Here is an 18,614-nt window from a genome sequence, read left to right as displayed (position 1 = left end):
CGACGGCCTTTTAAACATGATTCAACATGCTTCAAAGCATGGGACTTGCCCGTTTAGTCGCCAATGTCTACATGTCTGTCAACCGCGAAATGGAGACTGACATGCTCGCCTTATTTCAAACCATTGATCTGGCTTTGAATCTTTATACTTGGGTGCTGATCGCCAGCGCCATCTTTTCTTGGCTCTATGCTTTCAACGTCATCAATTCGAGCAATCAGTTCGTCGGCTCCGTCGGCAACTTCCTTTATGCGGTCACCGAGCCGGCGCTTCGCCCGATCCGCCGCATCCTGCCCGATCTCGGCGGCATCGATATCTCGCCCGTCATCCTGCTGCTGCTCATCTTCTTCATCCGCTCGCTGATGTGGAATTCGCTCGTTCCGCTTTTCCTGCGGTGAACCAGCCGTGGCAGGCATCTTCGGATCACCTGCGGCTTTCCGTGCGTCTCACGCCCAATGGAGGGCGTGACTCGATCGACGGCGTAGAGACCGGCAGCGACGGCCAATCCTATCTGAAGGCGCGCGTCTCGGTCGCGCCCGAAAAGGGCAAGGCCAACAAGGCGCTGATCGCGCTGCTTGCCAGAAGCATGGGCATTCCCAAATCCTCGCTTGAACTGGTCAGCGGCGATACCGCGCGTAAAAAAATCCTCCGGATCGAGGGCGAGCCGGAGGATTTGATGCAAAGATTAAACGCTATCGCGAAGGCCTGATCAGGCCTTTTCCTTCTTGGCGCGCTCGATAGCTTCGAGAATGAGCTCGCCGGCTTCCTTGGAGCCACCCCAGCCAAAGATCTTCACCCACTTACCGGGCTCCAGGTCCTTGTAATGCTCGAAGAAATGCTCGATCTGCTTCAGCGTGATCTCGGGCAGGTCGGTATGTTCCTTGACCTTCTCGTAACGCAGCGTCAGCTTCGGCGAGGGAACGGCAATGATCTTCTCGTCCTTGCCGGAATTGTCTTCCATCTTCAGCACGCCGATCGGGCGGACATTGATGACGCAGCCCGGAACCAGCGGACGGGTGCTGGCGATCAGCACGTCGATCGGGTCGCCATCTTCGGAGAGCGTGTGAGGAACGAAGCCGTAATTGCCCGGATAGGTCATCGGCGTATAGAGGAAACGGTCGACGACCAGCGTGCCGGCCTCCTTGTCCATTTCGTACTTGATCGGATGACCGCCGACCGGCACTTCAACGATGACGTTGATGTCTTCGGGCGGGTTCTTGCCAATGGAAATCGCGTCGATGCGCATGCGTGTCCCCTAATAAGGATGGTTGCCGCCAGCCAAATAATCGGAATCATGACGCAACGCAACAATCCATCGATAGAGTGGAGGATTTAGTTGCCGTCAGGGCCAGACGAAACCGATCTTCTTCAACTGCCGATGATCGAAAGTTTCGATGCCTTCGCAGAAATCCGCGCCATCCTGTCCGCGATAGAAGCGATAGGCATTTTCGTTTTCTTCGAGGCACCAAACCACCAGGCCCTTGCAGCCGAGCGACTTCAGCAACCGGCGCGCCTCGCCGAAAAGCATGCGCCCCAAGCCCAGGCCCTGATATTGCGGACGCAGATAAAGCTCGTAGATCTCGCCTTCCTGCGGAAGGGCGCGGGCGCGGTTGAGCCCGAGCGTCGCATAGCCGGCAATCTCGCCGGCAACGTCCAGAACCAGTAGCGTCGCCGGTCCGCTGGTCGCCTTGCGCCACCAGGACTCGCCACGACGCTCAATCATCTGGCCAAGCGCGCGATGCGGAATGATGCCGGCATAGGTGTACTGCCAGGACTGGCGGTGCACCTCCGAAATGGCCCGGGCATCGTGGGGTTCTGCCCGCCGAACATCAATCGACAACGTCTTCATAACGGCTACTCTGGTCTTGCAGGCCCGAATTAACCATCCTCATTCATAAAGACGGCAAACTTGCCCACAGGCTTTATCCGTGGATCATCCACAAAAATTAACGACTTTTTAACCTTTGCCACAAGGGCTCAAAAATCGAACACACAAAATAAAACCCCGGCACAATGGCCGGGGTCAGATGCTTTGAAACGATACAGATTGCCTGTTACGCGGTGCGCGCCTTTTCGAAGCGCTTACGCTCGTTCGGGTCGAGGTACATCTTGCGAAGGCGAATCGACTTCGGCGTGACTTCCATCAGCTCGTCGTCCTGGATCCAGGAAAGCGCGCGGTCGAGCGTCATGCGGATCGGCGGCGTCAGCTTCACGGCTTCATCCTTGCCGGCGGCACGGATGTTGGTCAGCTGCTTGCCCTTGAGCACGTTGACTTCGAGGTCGTTGTCGCGGGAGTGAATGCCGATGATCATGCCGGCATAGACCTTTTCACCCGGCTCGATGATCATTGGACCACGATCTTCCAGGTTGAACATCGCGTAGGCGACGGCTTCGCCGGAGGCGTTGGAGAGCAGCACGCCGTTGGTGCGGCCGCCGATCGCGCCCTTGAAGGGCTGATAGTCATGGAACAGACGGTTCATGATGGCGGTGCCGCGCGTATCCGTCAGCAGTTCCGACTGATAGCCGATGAGACCGCGGGTCGGCGCGAAGAACTTCAGGCGCAGGCGATTGCCGCCGGACGGACGAAGCTCGACCATTTCGGCCTTGCGCTCGGACATCTTCTGGACAACGACACCGGAATGCTCTTCATCGACGTCGATGACGACTTCTTCGATCGGCTCCAGCATCTGGTCGGTTGCTTCGTCCTTGTGCATGACGACGCGCGGACGCGACACGGCAAGCTCGAAGCCTTCACGGCGCATGGTTTCGATCAGAACGGCGAGCTGCAATTCGCCGCGGCCGGAGACGTAGAACGAATCCTTGCCTTCGGCTTCTTCGATCTTCAGCGCGACGTTACCTTCAGCTTCCTTGAACAGGCGGTCGCGAATGACGCGCGAGGTAACCTTGTCGCCTTCGGTACCGGCCAGCGGGCTGTCGTTAACGATGAAGGACATGGTAACGGTCGGCGGGTCGATCGGCTGGGCGTGCAGCGCCTCGGTCACCGACGGATCGCAGAAGGTGTCGGCAACCGTGCCCTTCGACAGGCCGGCGATGGCGACGATATCGCCCGCATGGGCTTCTTCGATCGGCGTGCGCTCGATGCCGCGGAAGGCGAGAATCTTGGAAATGCGGCCGGTTTCGATCAGCTTGCCATCCTGGCCCAGAACCTTGACGGCCTGGTTCGGCTTGATCGAGCCCGAATGAATGCGGCCAGTGATGACGCGGCCGAGGAAGGGGTTGGATTCGAGCAGCGTGCCGATCATGCGGAACGCGCCGTCTTCTTCGCCGACACTCGGCTCCGGCACATGCTTCAGCACGAGATCGAGAAGCGGGCCAAGGCCATCCTCAACCGGACCATCCGGCGAATAGTTCATCCAGCCGGCGCGGCCAGAGCCGTAAAGGATCGGGAAGTCGAGCTGCTCGTCGGTGGCGTCGAGCGCTGCGAAGAGATCGAAGACTTCGTTGATGACTTCTTCGTGGCGGGCATCCGGACGGTCGATCTTGTTGATCGCGACGATCGGGCGGAGACCGACCTTTAGCGCCTTGCCGACGACGAACTTCGTCTGCGGCATCGGACCTTCCGAGGAGTCGACAAGCACGATGGCGCCATCGACCATCGACAGGATGCGCTCGACTTCACCGCCGAAGTCGGCGTGGCCGGGCGTGTCGACGATGTTGATGCGCGTGCCCTTCCAGACAACCGACGTCGCCTTGGCGAGAATGGTAATACCGCGCTCTTTTTCCAGATCGTTGGAATCCATCATGCGCTCGACGGTGCGCTGGTTCTCGCGGAAGGATCCGGACTGCTTCAGAAGCTCGTCGACGAGGGTGGTTTTCCCATGGTCAACGTGCGCGATGATCGCGATGTTGCGAAGTGCCATTTGTCTTAATCTCTGAGGCTGGGGCGCTGTATAAAACAAACAGGCCAATTTCATTTGGCGCGCTCATAGCCTTTTTTTCGCGATTGCGAAAGGGGGGAGGCGCGTGGATGTGTTTTTGCATATGACCGAGGCAATGGCGATATCAGATAATTCAGCCCTTAAACTGACCGTAACCCAATCGGCAGCTTAAGCATCATCACTATCGACGGCTGAATATTTCAGGAGTAATCTGAACCAACACCAGGAAAAGTTGCGCTATGTTTCCCATTGGAATTATCGGCAGACACATCCTAAAATCCAAGATGCATGAATGGTTAGCATGGCGGATTTACCTGAAAATCTAGAAGACAAGCGGAATCAACCCCGCAACGACCCACTTAACAATGTAATGGGCGTGGCTGTGGATGCCGTCCGCGAAACGGGCCGCCGAGGTGTTAGTATCTACCCGTCATCGGATGGCTTCGCTGGCATGGCGCCAATCGTCTTCCTCCTGTACGGCATACCTTTTTTCATAATTGTTGCCATGATACCGTTTTGGGAGAAGTGGGGCGATTTTTCGCCTGTGGTCTGGCTCAACTCTCATATAGCGCCAGCTGTCAACAGTATCTCCGACCAATACAGATCGGCAGCCCTTCCCCGGCTGCCGCTGCGCCGCCTGCTGATTGCCGCCACGTCGATGATCGAGCTTCTGTTCCTGTCAAGCTTCTTGACAAAGCTATCGCGCCACGGTCGCAAGCAGGCGCTGATGGTCTGGCTTTGTTTCGACAAATCGCGACTATTGGGTCTATTGCTTGGCAGCAGTGCAGCTTTCGTGGCTGTCTGGTGCTTTCTTTTCTACAACTGGACGCTTCTCGACTTCTTCGAATCCGAACCAAGGGGTAGCAAGATCGTGATTTTAGCGATCGTGTTGCTACCCTTGATCGCTCTGATCTGCGGTCGCATCGCTGCAATCGTCACGCTCGGCGTCTTTTGGAGCACTTCGAAAATGATTAGAAGGCGATTGAACAGGTGAGCTTTTTAGAGGCGCCTGCCCTCTTCGGGCTTTCTGCTGATCCGTCAGGCGGCGCATTTCAGCAGCCAGGCATCATGGGCCACCAGGAAAGCCTTGAGGCGATCCGGATAATCGTTGACTACTGCATCTCGCACGCTTTGCCGCAAAGCCAATTCGGTGCGCCACGCCATGACGTGGGGCAGCCTATCGAGGACGCCGGTCGGCCTTATCGTATCGAACACGTCAAAATAACGGAAGATCGGCGCGAAGACCGCATCGACCAGGCTAAAAGCCTTGCCCGCGAAAAACGGCCCGTCGTTCAATTGAGCCTCGACACGGCCGAACTTGTCGATCAGCGCCTTGCGCTTGGCCTCATACGTTCCTTCATCCCTGGCGGTCTCGAGCCCCCACAGATCCGAAAGGATGGAAGAGCCGAACTCCATCCAGCCGCGATGACCGGCACGCGCCAACGGATCGGCGGGATGTAGCCTGACGCCGGGTTGGGTTTCCTCGAGATATTCACAGATTACGGCGCTTTCGAACAATACCGTTTCTGATCCGCCGCCCTGCTGGACGATCAGGAGGGGCACCTTGCCGAGCGGCGAGATGGCCAGAAACCAGTCGGGCTTTGCCGCCAGATCGACATAGCGGATCTCGAACGGCACAGCCTTTTCGGCAAGCGTGATCGCCGCCCGCTGGACATAGGGGCAAAGATAGTGGCTGACGAGGGTCAATTTTGCATCGGACATGATCGAATCTCCGGAGTATTCGTTTGATATAGATGTAATTGCATCTATATGCGCACTTGCCAGTTTGGTCAATATAGATGTAATTGCATCCATGTCCGATTGTTCAGATGCAGCCCCCGCAAAGCCATCCGCCGCCATAACGCGGGCATGGGTGCGCCTCATGCGCGCTCAGCAAATCACGCTTGCGGCCATCGAGCAGGATTTGAAGGCCGCCGGCCTGCCGCCGCTTGGCTGGTACGACGTGCTGCTGGAGCTAGCGCGGGCCGCGGACGGCAAGCTGCGGCCCTACGAGATCGAGGAGCGCACGCTTCTCGCCCAACATAACCTGTCCCGCCTCCTCGACCGGATGGAGAAAGCCGGCCTCGTTCACCGCGAGATCTTTTCCGAGGACGGTAGAGGTCGCTGGGTGATTATCACCGAGGCGGGGAATGCGATGCGAACGCGCATCTGGACCGTCTATGCCGCCGCGCTCCAACGCCACCTGGGCGACAGACTGGATGACACCCAGGCCGATCAATTGGCCGATCTGTTGACCGCGCTTTTGCGCAAAGCCTGATCGGTGCGGCGAAGGCTATCCGCCCCGCGCACAGCGCAGAATTTACAATGCAGGCTCCTTAGGGAATAACAGCCTTGGAACTGACCTGAAAAAGCCGGGGAATTGATTGGTGAAGCCGTCAACAGCAACAAGCCCCGATGCCGCGATCGGTCAGCCCCGAGGCACCGCTGGCGAAGTCTTCCTTGCCTTTCTCAAGCTTGGCGTCACCTCGTTTGGCGGTCCGATCGCTCACCTGGGATATTTCCGCGATGAGCTGATCATTCGCCGGAAATGGACAAGCGAGGAAGGCTATGCGGATCTGGTCGCTCTCTGTCAGTTTCTGCCGGGTCCGGCTTCCAGCCAGGTCGGATTCGCTCTCGGCCTCCTGCGCGGCGGTATTGGAGGCGCGCTTGCCGCCTGGACAGCCTTTACGCTGCCTTCGGCGATCCTTCTGGTTGCCTTTGCCATGGCGGCAACCGCATTTGACGGGCCGGTGGGAGCTGGCTTGCTCCATGGCCTCAAGATCGTCGCAGTCGCCGTGGTCGCGCAAGCCGTTTGGGGCATGGCGCGCACCCTGACGCCCGATAAGGAGCGAGCAAGCATTGCGCTTGCGGCAGTCCTGATCATCGTCTTTGTTCCGAATGCGGTGGGACAGATCGCGGCAATCGCCATGGGTGCTTTCGCCGGATTGCTGTTCTGCCGTAGCGAGCTTGCGTCCACCGCGCACCACGTCTCATTCCGCATTCCAAGGCGTGTCGGACTTTTGTGTCTGATCTGCTTTTTTGGGTTGCTCGGCCTCTTGCCAATCCTCGCCAGCCTCAGCGGGTCGCAAGGGGTGGCGTTGTTTGGCGCATTCTATCGCTCCGGTTCGCTCGTTTTTGGAGGCGGGCATGTTGTATTGCCGCTCTTGCAGGCAGAGGTGGTCAATACCGGCTGGGTCAGTGCCGATGCGTTCGTGGCGGGATATGGCGCCGCACAAGCCGTACCGGGACCGTTGTTTAGTTTCGCGGGCTATCTCGGCGCAGTGACGGGGCCTGGACCACACGGCTTGGCAGGAGCGGCAATTGCGCTTGTTGCAATTTTCCTGCCCGGCCTGCTGCTATTGATCGGCACTTTGCCATTCTGGGATGACGTCCGCCGCTACCCGCTCGCACAGGCCGCCATGCGCGGTGCCAGCGCGGCAGTCGTCGGTATCCTCGCCGCCGCGCTCTATAACCCGGTCTGGACGAGCGCAATCCTGCGGCCGTATGATTTCGCAGCTGCGCTGGCCGGCTTCGTATTGCTTGTTGCCTGGAAGACCCCGCCCTGGATTGTCGTGGTCTCGATGGGCTTGGCGGGAATAGGCCTCGCCTTCATCTGAAAATCGACAAGCAGAGCTTGCATCCATAGATAGATATTGCCCATCCTGACGTTTGCTGGTCCATTCTAGAATTCCAGCTATTGCTGGAAAGTTGCATCGAGACTTGAATGCTTGATGTCGATTAGCGAGATGGACGGATATCCTACGGAATTAGGCAGGACATTTTCGAGCCGTCTGCGGGATATCCGCAACAGGTCAAGGTCGCCATGATCGACGGAGGCGAGCAAGCTGCATGAATGATGCGATCGAATCTACCTTCAGCATGAATGGTTTGCCGTGGACTTCCGAGAAAATAGCAGAGGCTGCATCACAGATACGCCAAGGTGGGCGTGTCGGTTTTGCCTTTGGTGTCGATGCGCTCGCGCATCTATTGGAGCTGGATGCGCGCGTCTTCTCAACACGACCAGATCTGAAGCTTACGGTCTGGACCGTCGCATCTCAGGCCTATAGCGATGAGGAATTGAATACCCTCGCGTCTCTCCGCAACGTGAAAAAATTGGAAATGAGTGGCGTCAAACAAAAGTCACTCATGCCGCTGGCAAATTTCACGACGCTTAACGCTCTTGAACTCAAGACAAGCGCGCCGGTCGATCTCAGCTTCCTTTCGTCGCTGGGGCGCCTGCAGGAGCTTAGCCTTCTAGGGAAATTTACAGAGTTGGATGCCGTTGCCGGCTGTATCGGACTGCAAAAACTCTATCTCAGTACAGCACTTGCATCCTATGCCACCCTTGCAGAGATGCGAGGCCTACGAGCCCTAACCCTTGATGCCTGCAACGTCCCTCCGGACCTCTCGCCACTTAACCAGCCAGCTCTGGAATATCTCCACTTGAGCAGCATCCCCAGGCTCGACATGCTGGATGCTTTGGCGGGATTTTCGCACTTGCGGACTTTGAAGATGCGTTTGCCGCATCTTGAGAGCCTCCCCGATCTCTCGGGTATGCTGGCGCTAACTCATCTTGACCTGCAGGCCATGAAAAAATGGGACAATCCTGAAATTATAGGAACCTTGCCCAATCTCGCTTCATTGAAAATTTGGGACATCAATACGAAACTACGAGCCGAGCGCTTTGCTTTTCTGACTTCCATGCCCAGCCTGACAAAGGTCGATTTCAGATTCATCGATGACGGCAAGAAGCGGCGGGACCAGATAGAGGCGATGTTTCGCGAAGCAATCAGGCTTGATGCCGTCGTCCTCAACGAAAATCTCAGCTAGTCATCGCTATCATAATGCGGACATATTCTTGGGCGGCAACGGGTGGCGATTACCCTGGATCATGGGCAAGCTCGCCATCCCGGCGCTCACCTTGGCGGCTAAATCAAGCCGCCAGCCCCTTCTTCTTCAGCATCGCATCCGGGCTCGGCAGCTTGCCGCGGAACGCCTTGTAGGCGTCTTCCGGATCGATCGATCCGCCGACGGAATAGATGTTGCCCTTCAATTTTCCGGCCATATCGGCATTGAAGGCATCGCCGGTTTCCTCGAAGGCGGCGAAGGCGTCGGCATCGAGCACTTCCGACCACATGTAGGAATAGTAGCCGGCCGAATAGCCGTCACCGGCAAACACATGCTGGAAATGCGGCGTTGCATGGCGCATGACGATCGACTTCGGCATGCCGATTTCGGCAAGCACCTCTGCCTGAACCGCCATCGGGTCTTCGACCGCGCCGCGAGTGTGGAACGCCATGTCCACCAGCGCCGAAGAGGTGAATTCCACCGTGTTGAAGCCGGCATTGAAAGTGCGGGCAGCCAGCACCTTGTCCAGCAGCGCCTGCGGTATCGGCGCGCCGGTCTCATAGTGAACCGCATATTCCTTGAGGATGGCGGGCACGGTCAGCCAGTGCTCGTAAAGCTGCGACGGCAGTTCGACGAAATCACGGGAAACGCCGGTGCCCGACACCGAGGGATAGGTGACGTTGGAGAGCATGCCGTGCAGCGCGTGGCCGAATTCATGGAATAGTGTGCGCGCGTCGTCGAGCGACAGCAGCGCCGGCTTGCCTTCCGCCGGCTTGGCGAAATTGCAGACATTGTAGATGATCGGCAGTTCGCCCACCGTGCCATTCTCAAGCGGCAGCTTATGCTGCGATTGGAACGAGCTCATCCATGCGCCTGAGCGCTTCGAGCCACGGGCAAAGTAATCGCCGAGGAACAGCGCGACGAGCTTGTCGGAACGGTCGCGGATCTCGAAGACGCGCACGTCGGGATGATAGGCAGGTACGCCCTTCTGCTCGACGGCATGAATGCCGAACAGGCGGCCGGCGACGTCGAAGCAGGCGGCAATGATCTTTTCGAGCTGCAGATAAGGCTTCAGTTCGGTCTCCGAGAAATCGAACTTTTGCGTGCGGATCTTCTCGGCATAGTGCCGCCAGTCCCAGGGCATGACCTCGTGATTGCGGCCTTCCTCGGCGATCAGCCCGGCAATATCCTTTTCCTCCTCGGCGGCGCGTGCCGCCGCCTTCGACCATACGGTCATGAGCAGTTCGTTCACCGCGCCAGGTGTCTTCGCCATGGTGTTGTCGAGCTTCAGCTCGGCGAAATTGGCATAGCCGAGCAGCTTGGCTTTCTCGGCCCTCAGCACCAATGTCTCGCGGATGATCTCGCGATTGTCGGTCTTGCCGCCATTGGCGCCGCGCGCCACCCATGCATTGAAGGCCTGCTCGCGCAGATCGCGGCGCTCGGACGAGGTCAGGAATGGCTCGATGATCGAGCGCGACAGCGTGACGGCATATTTGCCCTCTTCGCCGCGCTCGCGTGCTGCGGCGGCCATCGCGTCGCGCAGATAGTCGGGAAGCCCTGCAAGATCGGCCTCCTCGGAGAGCAGGAGCACCCAGCCCTTTTCATCGGCAAGGACGTTCTGGCCGAACTGCGCGCCAAGACCGGCAAGCTTCTCATTGATCGCGGAAAGACGGTCCTGCTCCGCCTTCGGCAGCTTGGCACCCGACTTGACGAAACCCTTCCAATGCCGTTCCAGCACGCGGGTCTCTTCCAGGGTCAGGCCGAGTTCGTCCCGCTTGTCCCAAAGAGCATCAAGGCGGGCAAAGAGCGCGGCATTCGTGCCGATTTTCGAATAGTGCCGGGACACCTTCGGCGCGATCTCACGCTCCAGCGCCTGGATCGTTTCGTTGGTGTGAGCACCGGCCTTGTTCCAGAACAACGCCGATATGCGCGACAGCGCATCGCCGGCGATCTCGAGCGTCGTCACCGTATTGGCGAAGGTCGCCGCTTCACTGTTGTCGGCAATCGCGTCGATCTCCGCCTCATGCGATGCAAAGGCGGCGTCGAAGGCAGGCGCGAAATCCGTGTCCTTCACGGCGTCGAAGCGCGGTAGCCCTTGATGTCCGGTCCATTCGACGAGCGCGGGATTGACGGCGGCGTTTGAAGACATGCAGGGCATCCTTTCGACTGACATCTGATCGAAGCACGATATAAGGCCCGCCCCGCCAAATTGGTATGGCGAGCCGAACAAATTCATTGAAGAGATCAGGCCTTGCGCCAGCCGAGCAGGCCTGGCGTCGCGTGCCAGAGCGCCTGTGCCGCAAAGCCCATGAACAGCACGCCGGAGCAGCGCACGATCAGCCGCTCATGCTTACGATAGAACCGCCGCACGGCGCCCGCACCGATGACGCTGATCAGAATGAGATCGGCCGTCACGAAACCGGCAAAGGAAACGGCGAGCAGCAGCGGCAGCGCGCTGAAGGTGAGCGCACCGGCGGAGCCGGCCACCAATGCGGTGAACGTTGCCAGCGCAACCGGATACCCCTTGGGATTGGTGACGCCGAAGATGAGGCCGCGACGGAAGGGTCGGTCGACATTGACAAGCGATTTGCCATCTCCTGTCGGCTTGGCTGTGACGGCACTCCAGCCGATCCAGGCGAGATAGAAGCCGCACAGCAACCCCAGAAGATCGAAGACGAACGTGCCGACGGTCTTGGCGCCGACGATGGCGACCAGTGCGAGCGAAGACCAGACGAGATCACCGAGCAGATGGCCGCTGACGAAAAAGGCACCCGCCTTGCGTCCCTGCCCCGCACCGATGCCGAGCAGCGCCAGAAAGGCAGGCCCGGGAATGAGCACATAGAAAAGCGCCGCCAGAAAGGCGCCGACAACAAGGGATTGCGTCATGATGGGTATTCCTACTGATGATGGCGCAAAAGTAGCAATCTGCCGAATCCGGTCAAGCCATCCTTCGTTTTATGGCCGAAGAAGGCGTTGTGTTCACGGGTTTAAACCAATAAGAACGTTGTGGGGCCCCAGAACTGAAAAGCGTAGGTAGGGAAACGCTTATGACCAGCAGGATTAATACGGATTCGCTCGCCTTTCTTGTGAGCGATTGCGCCCGATTGATCAGGACGGCCTTCGAGAGACGTATTCTCGTCGCAGGTCTCGGACTGACGGCGGGCGAAGCACGGACGCTGATGCAGGTTGCCGCCATCAATGGCAGCCGCCAATTGGACATCGCCTCCCGGATGGGACTGGAGCCGATGACGGTCAGCGCATTTCTGGACAAATTGCAGGCCAGAGGCCTGATCGAACGCCAACCAGACCCGCTCGACCGCCGCGCCAAGCGGATCGTGCTGTCGGAAGCAGCGGACGCCAAGCTGAAGCAGATCGATCGCGAAATCTACGAAGTCGAGCGCAATGCGACGCAGGGCTTCGACCAAGGGCTGCAGACGCAGCTGCATGACGCGCTCTGCTCGTTTCGCAGCAATCTGCAGAAGGTGGAATTGCCCGCCGAGATCGAACGCGAACTAAGGCCGGTGGATTAATTCCAGCCGCGCCGTCATGCCAAAAAAAGAACCCGCCTCCGGCAACCGGAAGCGGGCTATTTTGCGTTTTGATGCCGGTTACTTCGACAGATTGCGCTTGGCGAGCGTGCGCAGGCGGAGCGCATTGAGCTTGATGAAGCCGGCCGCGTCCTTCTGGTCGTAGGCGCCCTGGTCGTCCTCGAAGGTGACCAGCTTGTCGGAATAGAGCGACTTCGGGCTTTCGCGGCCGATTGTCATGACGTTGCCCTTATAGAGCTTCAGCGTCACTTCGCCTTCGACATGCTCCTGGCTCTTGTCGATGAGGGCCTGCAGCATTTCGCGTTCCGGCGAGAACCAGAAGCCGTAATAGATGAGTTCGGCATAGCGCGGCATCAACTCGTCCTTGAGGTGCGCGGCACCGCGGTCAAGCGTGATGGATTCAATGGCGCGATGCGCTGCGAGCAGGATCGTGCCGCCGGGCGTTTCATAGACGCCGCGCGATTTCATGCCGACAAAACGGTTCTCGACGAGGTCGAGGCGGCCGATGCCATTGTCGCGGCCGTAATCGTTGAGCTTTGCCAGCAGTGTGGCCGGGCTCAGGCGCTGACCGTTGATCGAAACGGCATCGCCCTTTTCGAAGCCGATCTTGATAACCGTGGCCTTGTCGGGAGCCGCTTCCGGGGAAATCGTGCGCATATGCACATATTCGGGGGCTTCCTGCGACGGATCTTCCAGAACCTTGCCCTCGGACGAGGAGTGCAGCAGGTTGGCGTCGACCGAGAACGGCGCTTCGCCCTTCTTGTCCTTGGCAACCGGGATCTGGTGCTTTTCTGCAAATTCGAGCAGGTCGGTGCGGCTCTTGAACGACCAGTCGCGCCACGGAGCGATGATCTTGATATCCGGATTCAAAGCATAGGCCGACAGTTCGAAGCGAACCTGGTCGTTGCCCTTGCCGGTCGCGCCATGCGCGATGGCGTCAGCGCCGGTCTTCCTGGCAATCTCGATCAGATGCTTGGAGATCAGCGGGCGGGCAATGGACGTGCCGAGCAGATAGACGCCTTCGTAGACGGCATTGGCGCGGAACATCGGGAAGACGAAATCACGCACGAATTCCTCGCGCACGTCCTCGATATAGATTTCCTTGATGCCGAGCAGTTCGGCCTTCTTGCGCGCCGGCTCCAGCTCTTCGCCCTGGCCGAGATCGGCGGTGAACGTGACGACTTCGGCGCCCAGCTCCGTCTGCAGCCATTTCAGGATAATCGAGGTATCGAGCCCGCCGGAATAGGCGAGAACGACTTTCTTCACGTCTTTATGTGATGCCATTGTGAGTTCCGCTTCAAGGCGGGCCAGGGGAAAGGCCCGCAAACCTGTGTCGCGGAACTTTTAGCGAGATTATCGTGAGGCGCAAGGGGAAGTGCGGCACAGCACTTCGTGCACCTTCGACACCGGTTTGACTCGCTCCCGGAAAGCACCATATTCGGCGACGACCGAACAATGCCTGAGGAGGGCGCCGCTCGTGACTGATATTCAAGCCATTTTCAAGAAATCCAATGTTGCCGTCATCACCGGCGGCGCGTCCGGCATCGGCCTTGCCGCCGCCAAATATTTCGCGTCACGGGGGATGAGCGTCGTCATCGCCGATCTCGGTGGCGACCGGCTGGCGCAAGCAAGCGCCGAGCTCAAGACGATCACGGGCGAAGAGCATGTCATGGCCATCGAGACCGATGTTGCCAGCAAGGACTCGCTGGAAGCGCTGGAACGCGCCGTCCTGCAGCGTTTCGGCCGGGTCCATGTGCTGATGAACAATGCCGGCATCGGCCCGGAGACTTCGATCTTCAGCGCGCAAAGCGGCTGGGATGCCATCCTCGGCGTCAACCTGCTCGGCGTCGTCAACGGCACGCGAACCTTCGGGCCTGGCATGCTGGCACACGGCGAGGCCGGGTTGATCATCAACACCGGCTCGAAGCAGGGCATCACCACGCCTCCAGGCAATCCGGCCTACAATGTCTCGAAGGCCGGCGTGAAGGTCTTCACCGAGGCGCTGCAGCACGAGCTGCGCAACACGGCGGGCGCGAAGATATCGGCCCATCTCCTCATTCCCGGCTTCGTCTTCACCGGTCTTACCAAGGGCGAGCGCAAGGAAAAGCCGGCCGCTGCCTGGACGCCGGAGCAGACGGTCGATTTCATGGTGGAGAGCCTGGAGCGCGGCGACTTTTACATCCTCTGCCCCGACAATGACGTGGCTCGCCCGGTCGATGAGCGCCGTATGCTGTGGGCGGCCGGCGATATCGTCGAGAACCGCCCGCCGCTGTCGCGCTGGCACCCCGACTATGCCGATCAATTCAAGGCATTCCTCGACAAGAAGGATTGATTTGCAATCCCCCGAAAGCCGGATAGAAACACGCATCCCCCATCCGGCTTTCGGAGCATCTTATGGATTTCATACCCAGCCTGCCGACCCTTCTTGCCTTTTCGGCGGCAAGCCTGTTGCTGGCGATGACGCCTGGCCCCGACATGACGCTGTCGATCAGCCGTGCGCTGGCGCAGGGCAAGAAGGCGGCGCTCTTCGTCGTGCTCGGCACCACGCTCGGCGTCGTCGTTCACACCTGCCTGGTGGCCTTCGGCATTTCCGCGCTGATCACAGCCTCGCCTGTCGCCTTCACCGTGTTGAAGACCGGCGGCGCTGCCTATCTCCTCTGGCTGGCGATCCAGGCGATCCGCTTCGGCTCCAGCCTGTCGGTCAAGAAGGTCGACGCCGCCAGCGGCACAGCGCTTGCCAATATTTCGAACGGTTTCTGGGTCAATCTGCTGAACCCCAAGGTCATCATCTTCTTCATGACCTTCCTGCCGCAGTTCGTCACGGCTGGTGATCCCACGGTCACGCACAAGCTGCTGTTTCTGGGCTTCTTCTTCATCGTCATCGGAATGCCGGTGAACACGCTCGTCGTACTCGCTGCCGATGGCCTGTCGTCGTGGCTGCAGAGAAACCGCGGCGTCATGCGTGGCCTCGACTACGCCTTTGCCGGCGTCTTCTCGATCTTTGCGGTGAAGATCTTCTTCACTCAGGCCCGCTGACAACGGGGCGGCGTCCGGCAAACCGGCCGGCGATCCACCAATAGACGATGCCGCTGGCGGCGCCCAGGAAGGCGAAGCAGACAACGATCGTAATCAGATTGAGGGTATGCGGCCGCTCGACGCTACCCGAAATCAGGACGGAGGCCACCGCCGACAACAGGGCGCCATAGACGGCATAGCCGTACCAGCGGCGGATGCCGCGCCATTCCAGAACCGGGATAACCACGAGGGATGGCAGGATGCTGACGATCATCACCAGTTTGGTGAGCGCGATTGTCAGGGCGAAAAGCTCCGGGGTCGCCGCATCGGGAACCGTCCATGCGGCAACGCAGGCCAGCACGAAGCCCATCAACGCGCAAGCGGCGATATAGCCCCACAGGAGCCGTATCGGCTTGCGCAATGCAACGAGCATCAGGCTCAATCCTCGCCGTGATTGGCGATCATCATCGCTTCGAAAGCCAGGCGCTCGGTCTTGCGCATGCGCTCCGATTCCGACTTCAGCTGGCCGCAGGCCGCAAGAATGTCGCGCCCGCGCGGTGTGCGGATCGGCGAGGCGTAGCCGGCCGAATTGATGAAATCGGCGAACTTCTCGATGTGTTCCCAGTCCGAGCACTGATAGTTGGTGCCGGGCCAGGGGTTGAAGGGGATGAGGTTGATCTTGGCCGGAACGCCCTTCAGGAGCTGGATCAGCCCCTTGGCATCCTCAAGGCTGTCGTTGACGCCCTTCAGCATCACATATTCGAAGGTGATACGCCGCGCGTTCGAAAGACCGGGATAGGCGCGGCAGGCGTCCATCAGCTCCTTCAGCGGATACTTCTTGTTGATCGGCACCAGCATGTCGCGCAGGTCGTCGCGCACCGCGTGCAGCGAGATCGCCAGCATGACGCCGATCTCCTCGCCGGTGCGGTAGATCTCAGGCACGACGCCCGAGGTCGAAAGCGTGATGCGTCGCTTCGAAAGCGACAGACCGTCACCATCGGAGGCGATCAGCAGCGCCGTCTTGACGCTGTCGAAATTGTAGAGCGGCTCGCCCATGCCCATCATGACGATATTGCTGACCTTGCGTCCTTCCGCCGGCATGATCGTGCCCTGCGGCGCTTCACGATCCGGAAAATCGCCGAGGCGGTCGCGCGCCAGAAGCAGCTGCGACAGGATTTCTTCCGCCGTCAGGTTGCGCACCAGACGCTGCGTGCCGGTATGACAGAAGGAACAGGTGAGAGAACAGCCGACCTGGCTGGAAATGCAAAGCGTTCCGCGCCCTTCTTCCGGAATATAGACGGCCTCGATCTCGACGGGACGACCGGCGCCGCGCGGCGGGAAGCGCAGCAGCCATTTGCGGGTGCCGTCGTTGGACACCTGCTCTTCGACGATCTCGGGGCGCGCGATGGTGAAATGCGTCTTCAGCATTTCGCGCATGTCCTTCGAGACATTCACCATGGCATCGAAATCGGAGACGCCGCGCACATAGATCCAGTTCCAGAGCTGGCTGACGCGCATCTTGATCTGCTTGTCGGCAACGCCCTTTTCCTTGAGCGCTGCCCCCATTTCCTCACGGGTCAAGCCAATGAGCGAAGGCTTGGGCGAAAGCTCCACAGGCTGCGACAAGGGCATCGGCTTCAGCTTGGAGGGTATCATGACATCGGTGGCGGACATAGGATCATTCCAACGGTTCACATCGGCGATGCCGCAAAAGCTGACGAAAGCTGCGGATGCGGGCAAGGCACGGAAATCTGAAGATTCATGCGGTGGCGGGACCAATTGTCTGCCGCACACCTGCTGTTGGCGCGGCCTTTAGCATTAATTTCCGCCCGCGTCATCCCTTTCCCTTAAAAGCAATGCTTGGCCCTTAAAAGCGAAGTCTGGCCCTTAAAAGCAAAAGGCCGGCATGCTGGCCGGCCTCGTCATTACGGTCGCGGCGGCAGGACGATCACATTGACGTGATCCCTTGGCCTTCGATCTTACTTGCAGTTCTCGATCTGCTTCAGGGCAGCGGTAACCCCCTTCAGCGAATAGGTATAGGACGTCGCGGTGCCCTTTTTCGACGTCGCCGTCACTTTCAGCGAATGGCCGGATTTCAGAGCCGCCACCAGCGCAGGCTCCTGCGCAGCATTCTCGACCCAGGCGGCCTTGTCCTTGGTGAACATCACGAAGGTCTTGTTGTCGATGAGGACGTCGACCTTGGAATTCTCCTTGAGAGGATAGCCCATCATCGCCTGCGGCTCGTAGGAGATGTTCTGGCCCGGGCGCTGCGACACGATGAAGAAGTTGTCGCCATGGTCGATACCCGATGCCGGCGTCTTGGCGGTCGGCACCGAAAGAACGTAGCAGACCTTGCCCGCCGCCGACTGGTAGGAGTAAGCGCCCCAGGCATCGAATTGCTGGATGCGCGACGGAGCCGCTGGCGCTGCTGGCGCCGCGGCTGGCGCTGCCTGCGTATGCTTCTTGGTCTGCGCGGACGCGATGCCGGTGCCGGCGAGAACGAGCGAGAGAGCGATTGCGAAGCTTTTTACAAACATGGTTTCCTGCCGATTTCTTGCGGTCCAGAGCTCATGGCGAATCGATATACGCACGCCTATGCTCGTGAGCTGCCCTATTTTGACTTTATTCAGGTTACCAAACCGTCAACGGAGCGCTGACCGCCCTCAGCTCCGTGCCATTTCAATCCAAGCATCACGCAGAGTTTGAACGCATCAGAAGGAGTTGGAAAACCCGGATGATGAAGTACCATCCTACGGGATCGATTTAAGACAGAAAGATTCAGGCAAGAATTTGACATCGCTAAAATCAGGGTCTGCCATAAAGGTCTGGAAACCTGAAAGGATTCAGAACAGGCTCCGTTGAGCGAGCCTCAAGCCGTTTTCATCGCTTCGGGCTCGCTCTCAAGCGCCCTGTCCGCCGCATCGTAATGCTCCTGGCGGATATGGCCCCTGATCATGCTGAGAGCCAGCGTCAGCACCGCAATGTCGTCGGTAAAGCCGATAACGGCGAAAAAATCGGGGATAATGTCGAACGGCATAACGAAATAGCCGAGTGCGGCGAGCAGGATGCCACGGACGCGAGTCGGCGTCTGCGGATCGAGCGCGCAATAGAAGGCGGCAACGACGTCGCGCGAAAACGGGATATGGCGAGCCGCCTTGCGCAAGGTCGGCCAGAACTTGCTGCGCACCGATTTCTCCTGCTTTTTCTGGGTCTCTTCGTCACCAGGCATCAGGATTTCCCCGTACTTGATGTCATCCATTCCATTTACCTCTATTCGCACCCACTTTTTCCGGGCCGCGTCAACATA

Annotated in this window: 20 protein-coding genes; 9 read left to right on the top strand and 11 right to left on the bottom strand. The window is 59.1% G+C overall.

Features of this window, described 5'->3' with window-relative positions:
- Nucleotides 1-71: 71 nt before the first annotated feature.
- Together ACQZ6F_RS20585 and ACQZ6F_RS20580 are read left to right on the top strand one after the other, a co-directional pair.
- Nucleotides 72-395, top strand: coding sequence for a YggT family protein (locus ACQZ6F_RS20585; RefSeq protein ID WP_136686753.1), 324 nt, complete (start codon nucleotides 72-74; stop codon nucleotides 393-395).
- Entirely contained in the window at nucleotides 392-706 is a 315-nt protein-coding gene (locus tag ACQZ6F_RS20580) for a DUF167 domain-containing protein (RefSeq protein WP_449093823.1), read from the top strand. Before ACQZ6F_RS20585 ends, ACQZ6F_RS20580 begins: the two co-directional genes overlap by 4 nt.
- Here ACQZ6F_RS20580 and ppa read toward each other — a convergent pair whose 3' ends face one another.
- The 3 genes from ppa to typA form a co-directional block, all read right to left on the bottom strand.
- Nucleotides 707-1,243 carry an inorganic diphosphatase gene (gene ppa, locus ACQZ6F_RS20575; RefSeq protein WP_068388794.1) on the bottom strand — a complete coding sequence of 179 codons (537 nt, stop codon included), beginning with the start codon at nucleotides 1,241-1,243 and terminating at the stop codon, nucleotides 707-709.
- A 96-nt stretch (nucleotides 1,244-1,339) separates the two neighbouring features.
- Nucleotides 1,340-1,846: an N-acetyltransferase family protein gene (locus tag ACQZ6F_RS20570; RefSeq protein ID WP_449093824.1), complete on the bottom strand. Its 507-nt coding sequence runs from the start codon at nucleotides 1,844-1,846 to the stop codon at nucleotides 1,340-1,342.
- A 205-nt stretch (nucleotides 1,847-2,051) separates the two neighbouring features.
- Nucleotides 2,052-3,878 (bottom strand): translational GTPase TypA, encoded by a 1,827-nt coding sequence (typA, locus tag ACQZ6F_RS20565; RefSeq protein WP_068388787.1) that lies wholly within the window; start codon nucleotides 3,876-3,878, stop codon nucleotides 2,052-2,054.
- Between the two features lie 319 nt (nucleotides 3,879-4,197).
- Here typA and ACQZ6F_RS20560 point away from each other — a divergent pair, with 319 nt between their 5' ends.
- A complete protein-coding gene (locus tag ACQZ6F_RS20560) occupies nucleotides 4,198-4,890 on the top strand; it encodes a hypothetical protein (RefSeq protein WP_449093825.1) in 693 nt (230 codons plus the stop codon).
- Between the two features lie 44 nt (nucleotides 4,891-4,934).
- Here ACQZ6F_RS20560 and ACQZ6F_RS20555 read toward each other — a convergent pair whose 3' ends face one another.
- Nucleotides 4,935-5,618 carry a glutathione S-transferase family protein gene (locus tag ACQZ6F_RS20555; RefSeq protein ID WP_449093826.1) on the bottom strand — a complete coding sequence of 228 codons (684 nt, stop codon included), beginning with the start codon at nucleotides 5,616-5,618 and terminating at the stop codon, nucleotides 4,935-4,937.
- 91 nt (nucleotides 5,619-5,709) lie between these two features.
- On the opposite strand from ACQZ6F_RS20555, the gene ACQZ6F_RS20550 reads away from it, so the two are divergent.
- The 3 genes from ACQZ6F_RS20550 to ACQZ6F_RS20540 all read left to right on the top strand — a co-directional run bounded on the left by ACQZ6F_RS20550 (nucleotide 5,710) and on the right by ACQZ6F_RS20540 (nucleotide 8,726).
- A complete protein-coding gene (locus tag ACQZ6F_RS20550) occupies nucleotides 5,710-6,174 on the top strand; it encodes a MarR family winged helix-turn-helix transcriptional regulator (RefSeq protein ID WP_449093827.1) in 465 nt (154 codons plus the stop codon).
- Between the two features lie 109 nt (nucleotides 6,175-6,283).
- Nucleotides 6,284-7,513: a chromate efflux transporter gene (chrA, locus tag ACQZ6F_RS20545; protein ID WP_449093828.1), complete on the top strand. Its 1,230-nt coding sequence runs from the start codon at nucleotides 6,284-6,286 to the stop codon at nucleotides 7,511-7,513.
- A 232-nt stretch (nucleotides 7,514-7,745) separates the two neighbouring features.
- Complete coding sequence (locus tag ACQZ6F_RS20540; RefSeq protein WP_449093829.1) at nucleotides 7,746-8,726, top strand: hypothetical protein; 981 nt, start codon at nucleotides 7,746-7,748, stop codon at nucleotides 8,724-8,726.
- Nucleotides 8,727-8,829: 103 nt separating this feature from the next.
- Here ACQZ6F_RS20540 and ACQZ6F_RS20535 read toward each other — a convergent pair whose 3' ends face one another.
- Nucleotides 8,830-10,893 carry a M3 family metallopeptidase gene (locus ACQZ6F_RS20535; protein ID WP_449093830.1) on the bottom strand — a complete coding sequence of 688 codons (2,064 nt, stop codon included), beginning with the start codon at nucleotides 10,891-10,893 and terminating at the stop codon, nucleotides 8,830-8,832.
- Nucleotides 10,894-10,988: 95 nt separating this feature from the next.
- Nucleotides 10,989-11,630: a LysE family translocator gene (locus ACQZ6F_RS20530; protein ID WP_449093831.1), complete on the bottom strand. Its 642-nt coding sequence runs from the start codon at nucleotides 11,628-11,630 to the stop codon at nucleotides 10,989-10,991.
- 161 nt (nucleotides 11,631-11,791) lie between these two features.
- Between ACQZ6F_RS20530 and ACQZ6F_RS20525 the strand changes: the two genes are divergently transcribed.
- A complete protein-coding gene (locus ACQZ6F_RS20525) occupies nucleotides 11,792-12,274 on the top strand; it encodes a MarR family winged helix-turn-helix transcriptional regulator (protein ID WP_077471956.1) in 483 nt (160 codons plus the stop codon).
- Nucleotides 12,275-12,352: 78 nt separating this feature from the next.
- On the opposite strand, the gene ACQZ6F_RS20520 is transcribed toward ACQZ6F_RS20525, so the two are convergent.
- On the bottom strand, nucleotides 12,353-13,576 hold the full coding sequence (locus ACQZ6F_RS20520) for an argininosuccinate synthase (protein WP_077471957.1): 1,224 nt from the start codon (nucleotides 13,574-13,576) through the stop codon (nucleotides 12,353-12,355).
- 193 nt (nucleotides 13,577-13,769) lie between these two features.
- Here ACQZ6F_RS20520 and ACQZ6F_RS20515 point away from each other — a divergent pair, with 193 nt between their 5' ends.
- Together ACQZ6F_RS20515 and ACQZ6F_RS20510 are read left to right on the top strand one after the other, a co-directional pair.
- Nucleotides 13,770-14,624, top strand: a complete 855-nt coding sequence (locus ACQZ6F_RS20515; RefSeq protein WP_449093832.1) for an SDR family NAD(P)-dependent oxidoreductase — start codon at nucleotides 13,770-13,772, stop codon at nucleotides 14,622-14,624.
- Between the two features lie 62 nt (nucleotides 14,625-14,686).
- Nucleotides 14,687-15,328 (top strand): LysE family translocator, encoded by a 642-nt coding sequence (locus tag ACQZ6F_RS20510; protein WP_267552395.1) that lies wholly within the window; start codon nucleotides 14,687-14,689, stop codon nucleotides 15,326-15,328.
- On the opposite strand, the gene ACQZ6F_RS20505 is transcribed toward ACQZ6F_RS20510, so the two are convergent.
- From ACQZ6F_RS20505 to ACQZ6F_RS20490, 4 genes are all read right to left on the bottom strand, one after another.
- A complete protein-coding gene (locus ACQZ6F_RS20505; protein ID WP_174072481.1) occupies nucleotides 15,312-15,740 on the bottom strand; it encodes a hypothetical protein in 429 nt (142 codons plus the stop codon). The genes ACQZ6F_RS20510 and ACQZ6F_RS20505 overlap by 17 nt on opposite strands.
- 5 nt (nucleotides 15,741-15,745) lie before the next feature.
- A complete protein-coding gene (rlmN, locus tag ACQZ6F_RS20500; protein WP_449093833.1) occupies nucleotides 15,746-16,981 on the bottom strand; it encodes a 23S rRNA (adenine(2503)-C(2))-methyltransferase RlmN in 1,236 nt (411 codons plus the stop codon).
- Nucleotides 16,982-17,286: 305 nt separating this feature from the next.
- Nucleotides 17,287-17,844, bottom strand: a complete 558-nt coding sequence (locus ACQZ6F_RS20495; RefSeq protein ID WP_077471961.1) for an invasion associated locus B family protein — start codon at nucleotides 17,842-17,844, stop codon at nucleotides 17,287-17,289.
- Nucleotides 17,845-18,176: 332 nt separating this feature from the next.
- The gene (locus ACQZ6F_RS20490) at nucleotides 18,177-18,566 is read right to left on the bottom strand and encodes a YkvA family protein (RefSeq protein WP_449093834.1); all 390 of its coding nucleotides are present in this window, start codon (nucleotides 18,564-18,566) and stop codon (nucleotides 18,177-18,179) included.
- Nucleotides 18,567-18,614 lie beyond the last annotated feature (48 nt).

The sequence above is a fragment of the Rhizobium sp. A22-96 genome (assembly GCF_053521805.1).
This window is presented reverse-complemented; position numbering and strand designations above follow the sequence as displayed.

Bases quoted from the DNA above. Each gene is read 5' to 3' on its own strand.
- ACQZ6F_RS20495 (WP_077471961.1), bottom strand. From the start codon at position 17,844: ATGTTTGTAAAAAGCTTCGCAATCGCTCTCTCGCTCGTTCTCGCCGGC.
- ACQZ6F_RS20560 (WP_449093825.1), top strand. From the start codon at position 4,198: ATGGCGGATTTACCTGAAAATCTAGAAGACAAGCGGAATCAACCCCGC.
- ACQZ6F_RS20510 (WP_267552395.1), top strand. From the start codon at position 14,687: ATGGATTTCATACCCAGCCTGCCGACCCTTCTTGCCTTTTCGGCGGCA.
- rlmN (WP_449093833.1), bottom strand. From the start codon at position 16,981: ATGTCCGCCACCGATGTCATGATACCCTCCAAGCTGAAGCCGATGCCC.
- ACQZ6F_RS20535 (WP_449093830.1), bottom strand. From the start codon at position 10,893: ATGTCTTCAAACGCCGCCGTCAATCCCGCGCTCGTCGAATGGACCGGA.
- ACQZ6F_RS20490 (WP_449093834.1), bottom strand. From the start codon at position 18,566: ATGGATGACATCAAGTACGGGGAAATCCTGATGCCTGGTGACGAAGAG.
- ACQZ6F_RS20540 (WP_449093829.1), top strand. From the start codon at position 7,746: ATGAATGATGCGATCGAATCTACCTTCAGCATGAATGGTTTGCCGTGG.
- ACQZ6F_RS20530 (WP_449093831.1), bottom strand. From the start codon at position 11,630: ATGACGCAATCCCTTGTTGTCGGCGCCTTTCTGGCGGCGCTTTTCTAT.
- ACQZ6F_RS20585 (WP_136686753.1), top strand. From the start codon at position 72: ATGTCTGTCAACCGCGAAATGGAGACTGACATGCTCGCCTTATTTCAA.
- ACQZ6F_RS20570 (WP_449093824.1), bottom strand. From the start codon at position 1,846: ATGAAGACGTTGTCGATTGATGTTCGGCGGGCAGAACCCCACGATGCC.
- typA (WP_068388787.1), bottom strand. From the start codon at position 3,878: ATGGCACTTCGCAACATCGCGATCATCGCGCACGTTGACCATGGGAAA.
- ACQZ6F_RS20520 (WP_077471957.1), bottom strand. From the start codon at position 13,576: ATGGCATCACATAAAGACGTGAAGAAAGTCGTTCTCGCCTATTCCGGC.
- ACQZ6F_RS20525 (WP_077471956.1), top strand. From the start codon at position 11,792: ATGACCAGCAGGATTAATACGGATTCGCTCGCCTTTCTTGTGAGCGAT.
- ACQZ6F_RS20550 (WP_449093827.1), top strand. From the start codon at position 5,710: ATGTCCGATTGTTCAGATGCAGCCCCCGCAAAGCCATCCGCCGCCATA.
- ppa (WP_068388794.1), bottom strand. From the start codon at position 1,243: ATGCGCATCGACGCGATTTCCATTGGCAAGAACCCGCCCGAAGACATC.
- ACQZ6F_RS20505 (WP_174072481.1), bottom strand. From the start codon at position 15,740: ATGCTCGTTGCATTGCGCAAGCCGATACGGCTCCTGTGGGGCTATATC.
- ACQZ6F_RS20555 (WP_449093826.1), bottom strand. From the start codon at position 5,618: ATGTCCGATGCAAAATTGACCCTCGTCAGCCACTATCTTTGCCCCTAT.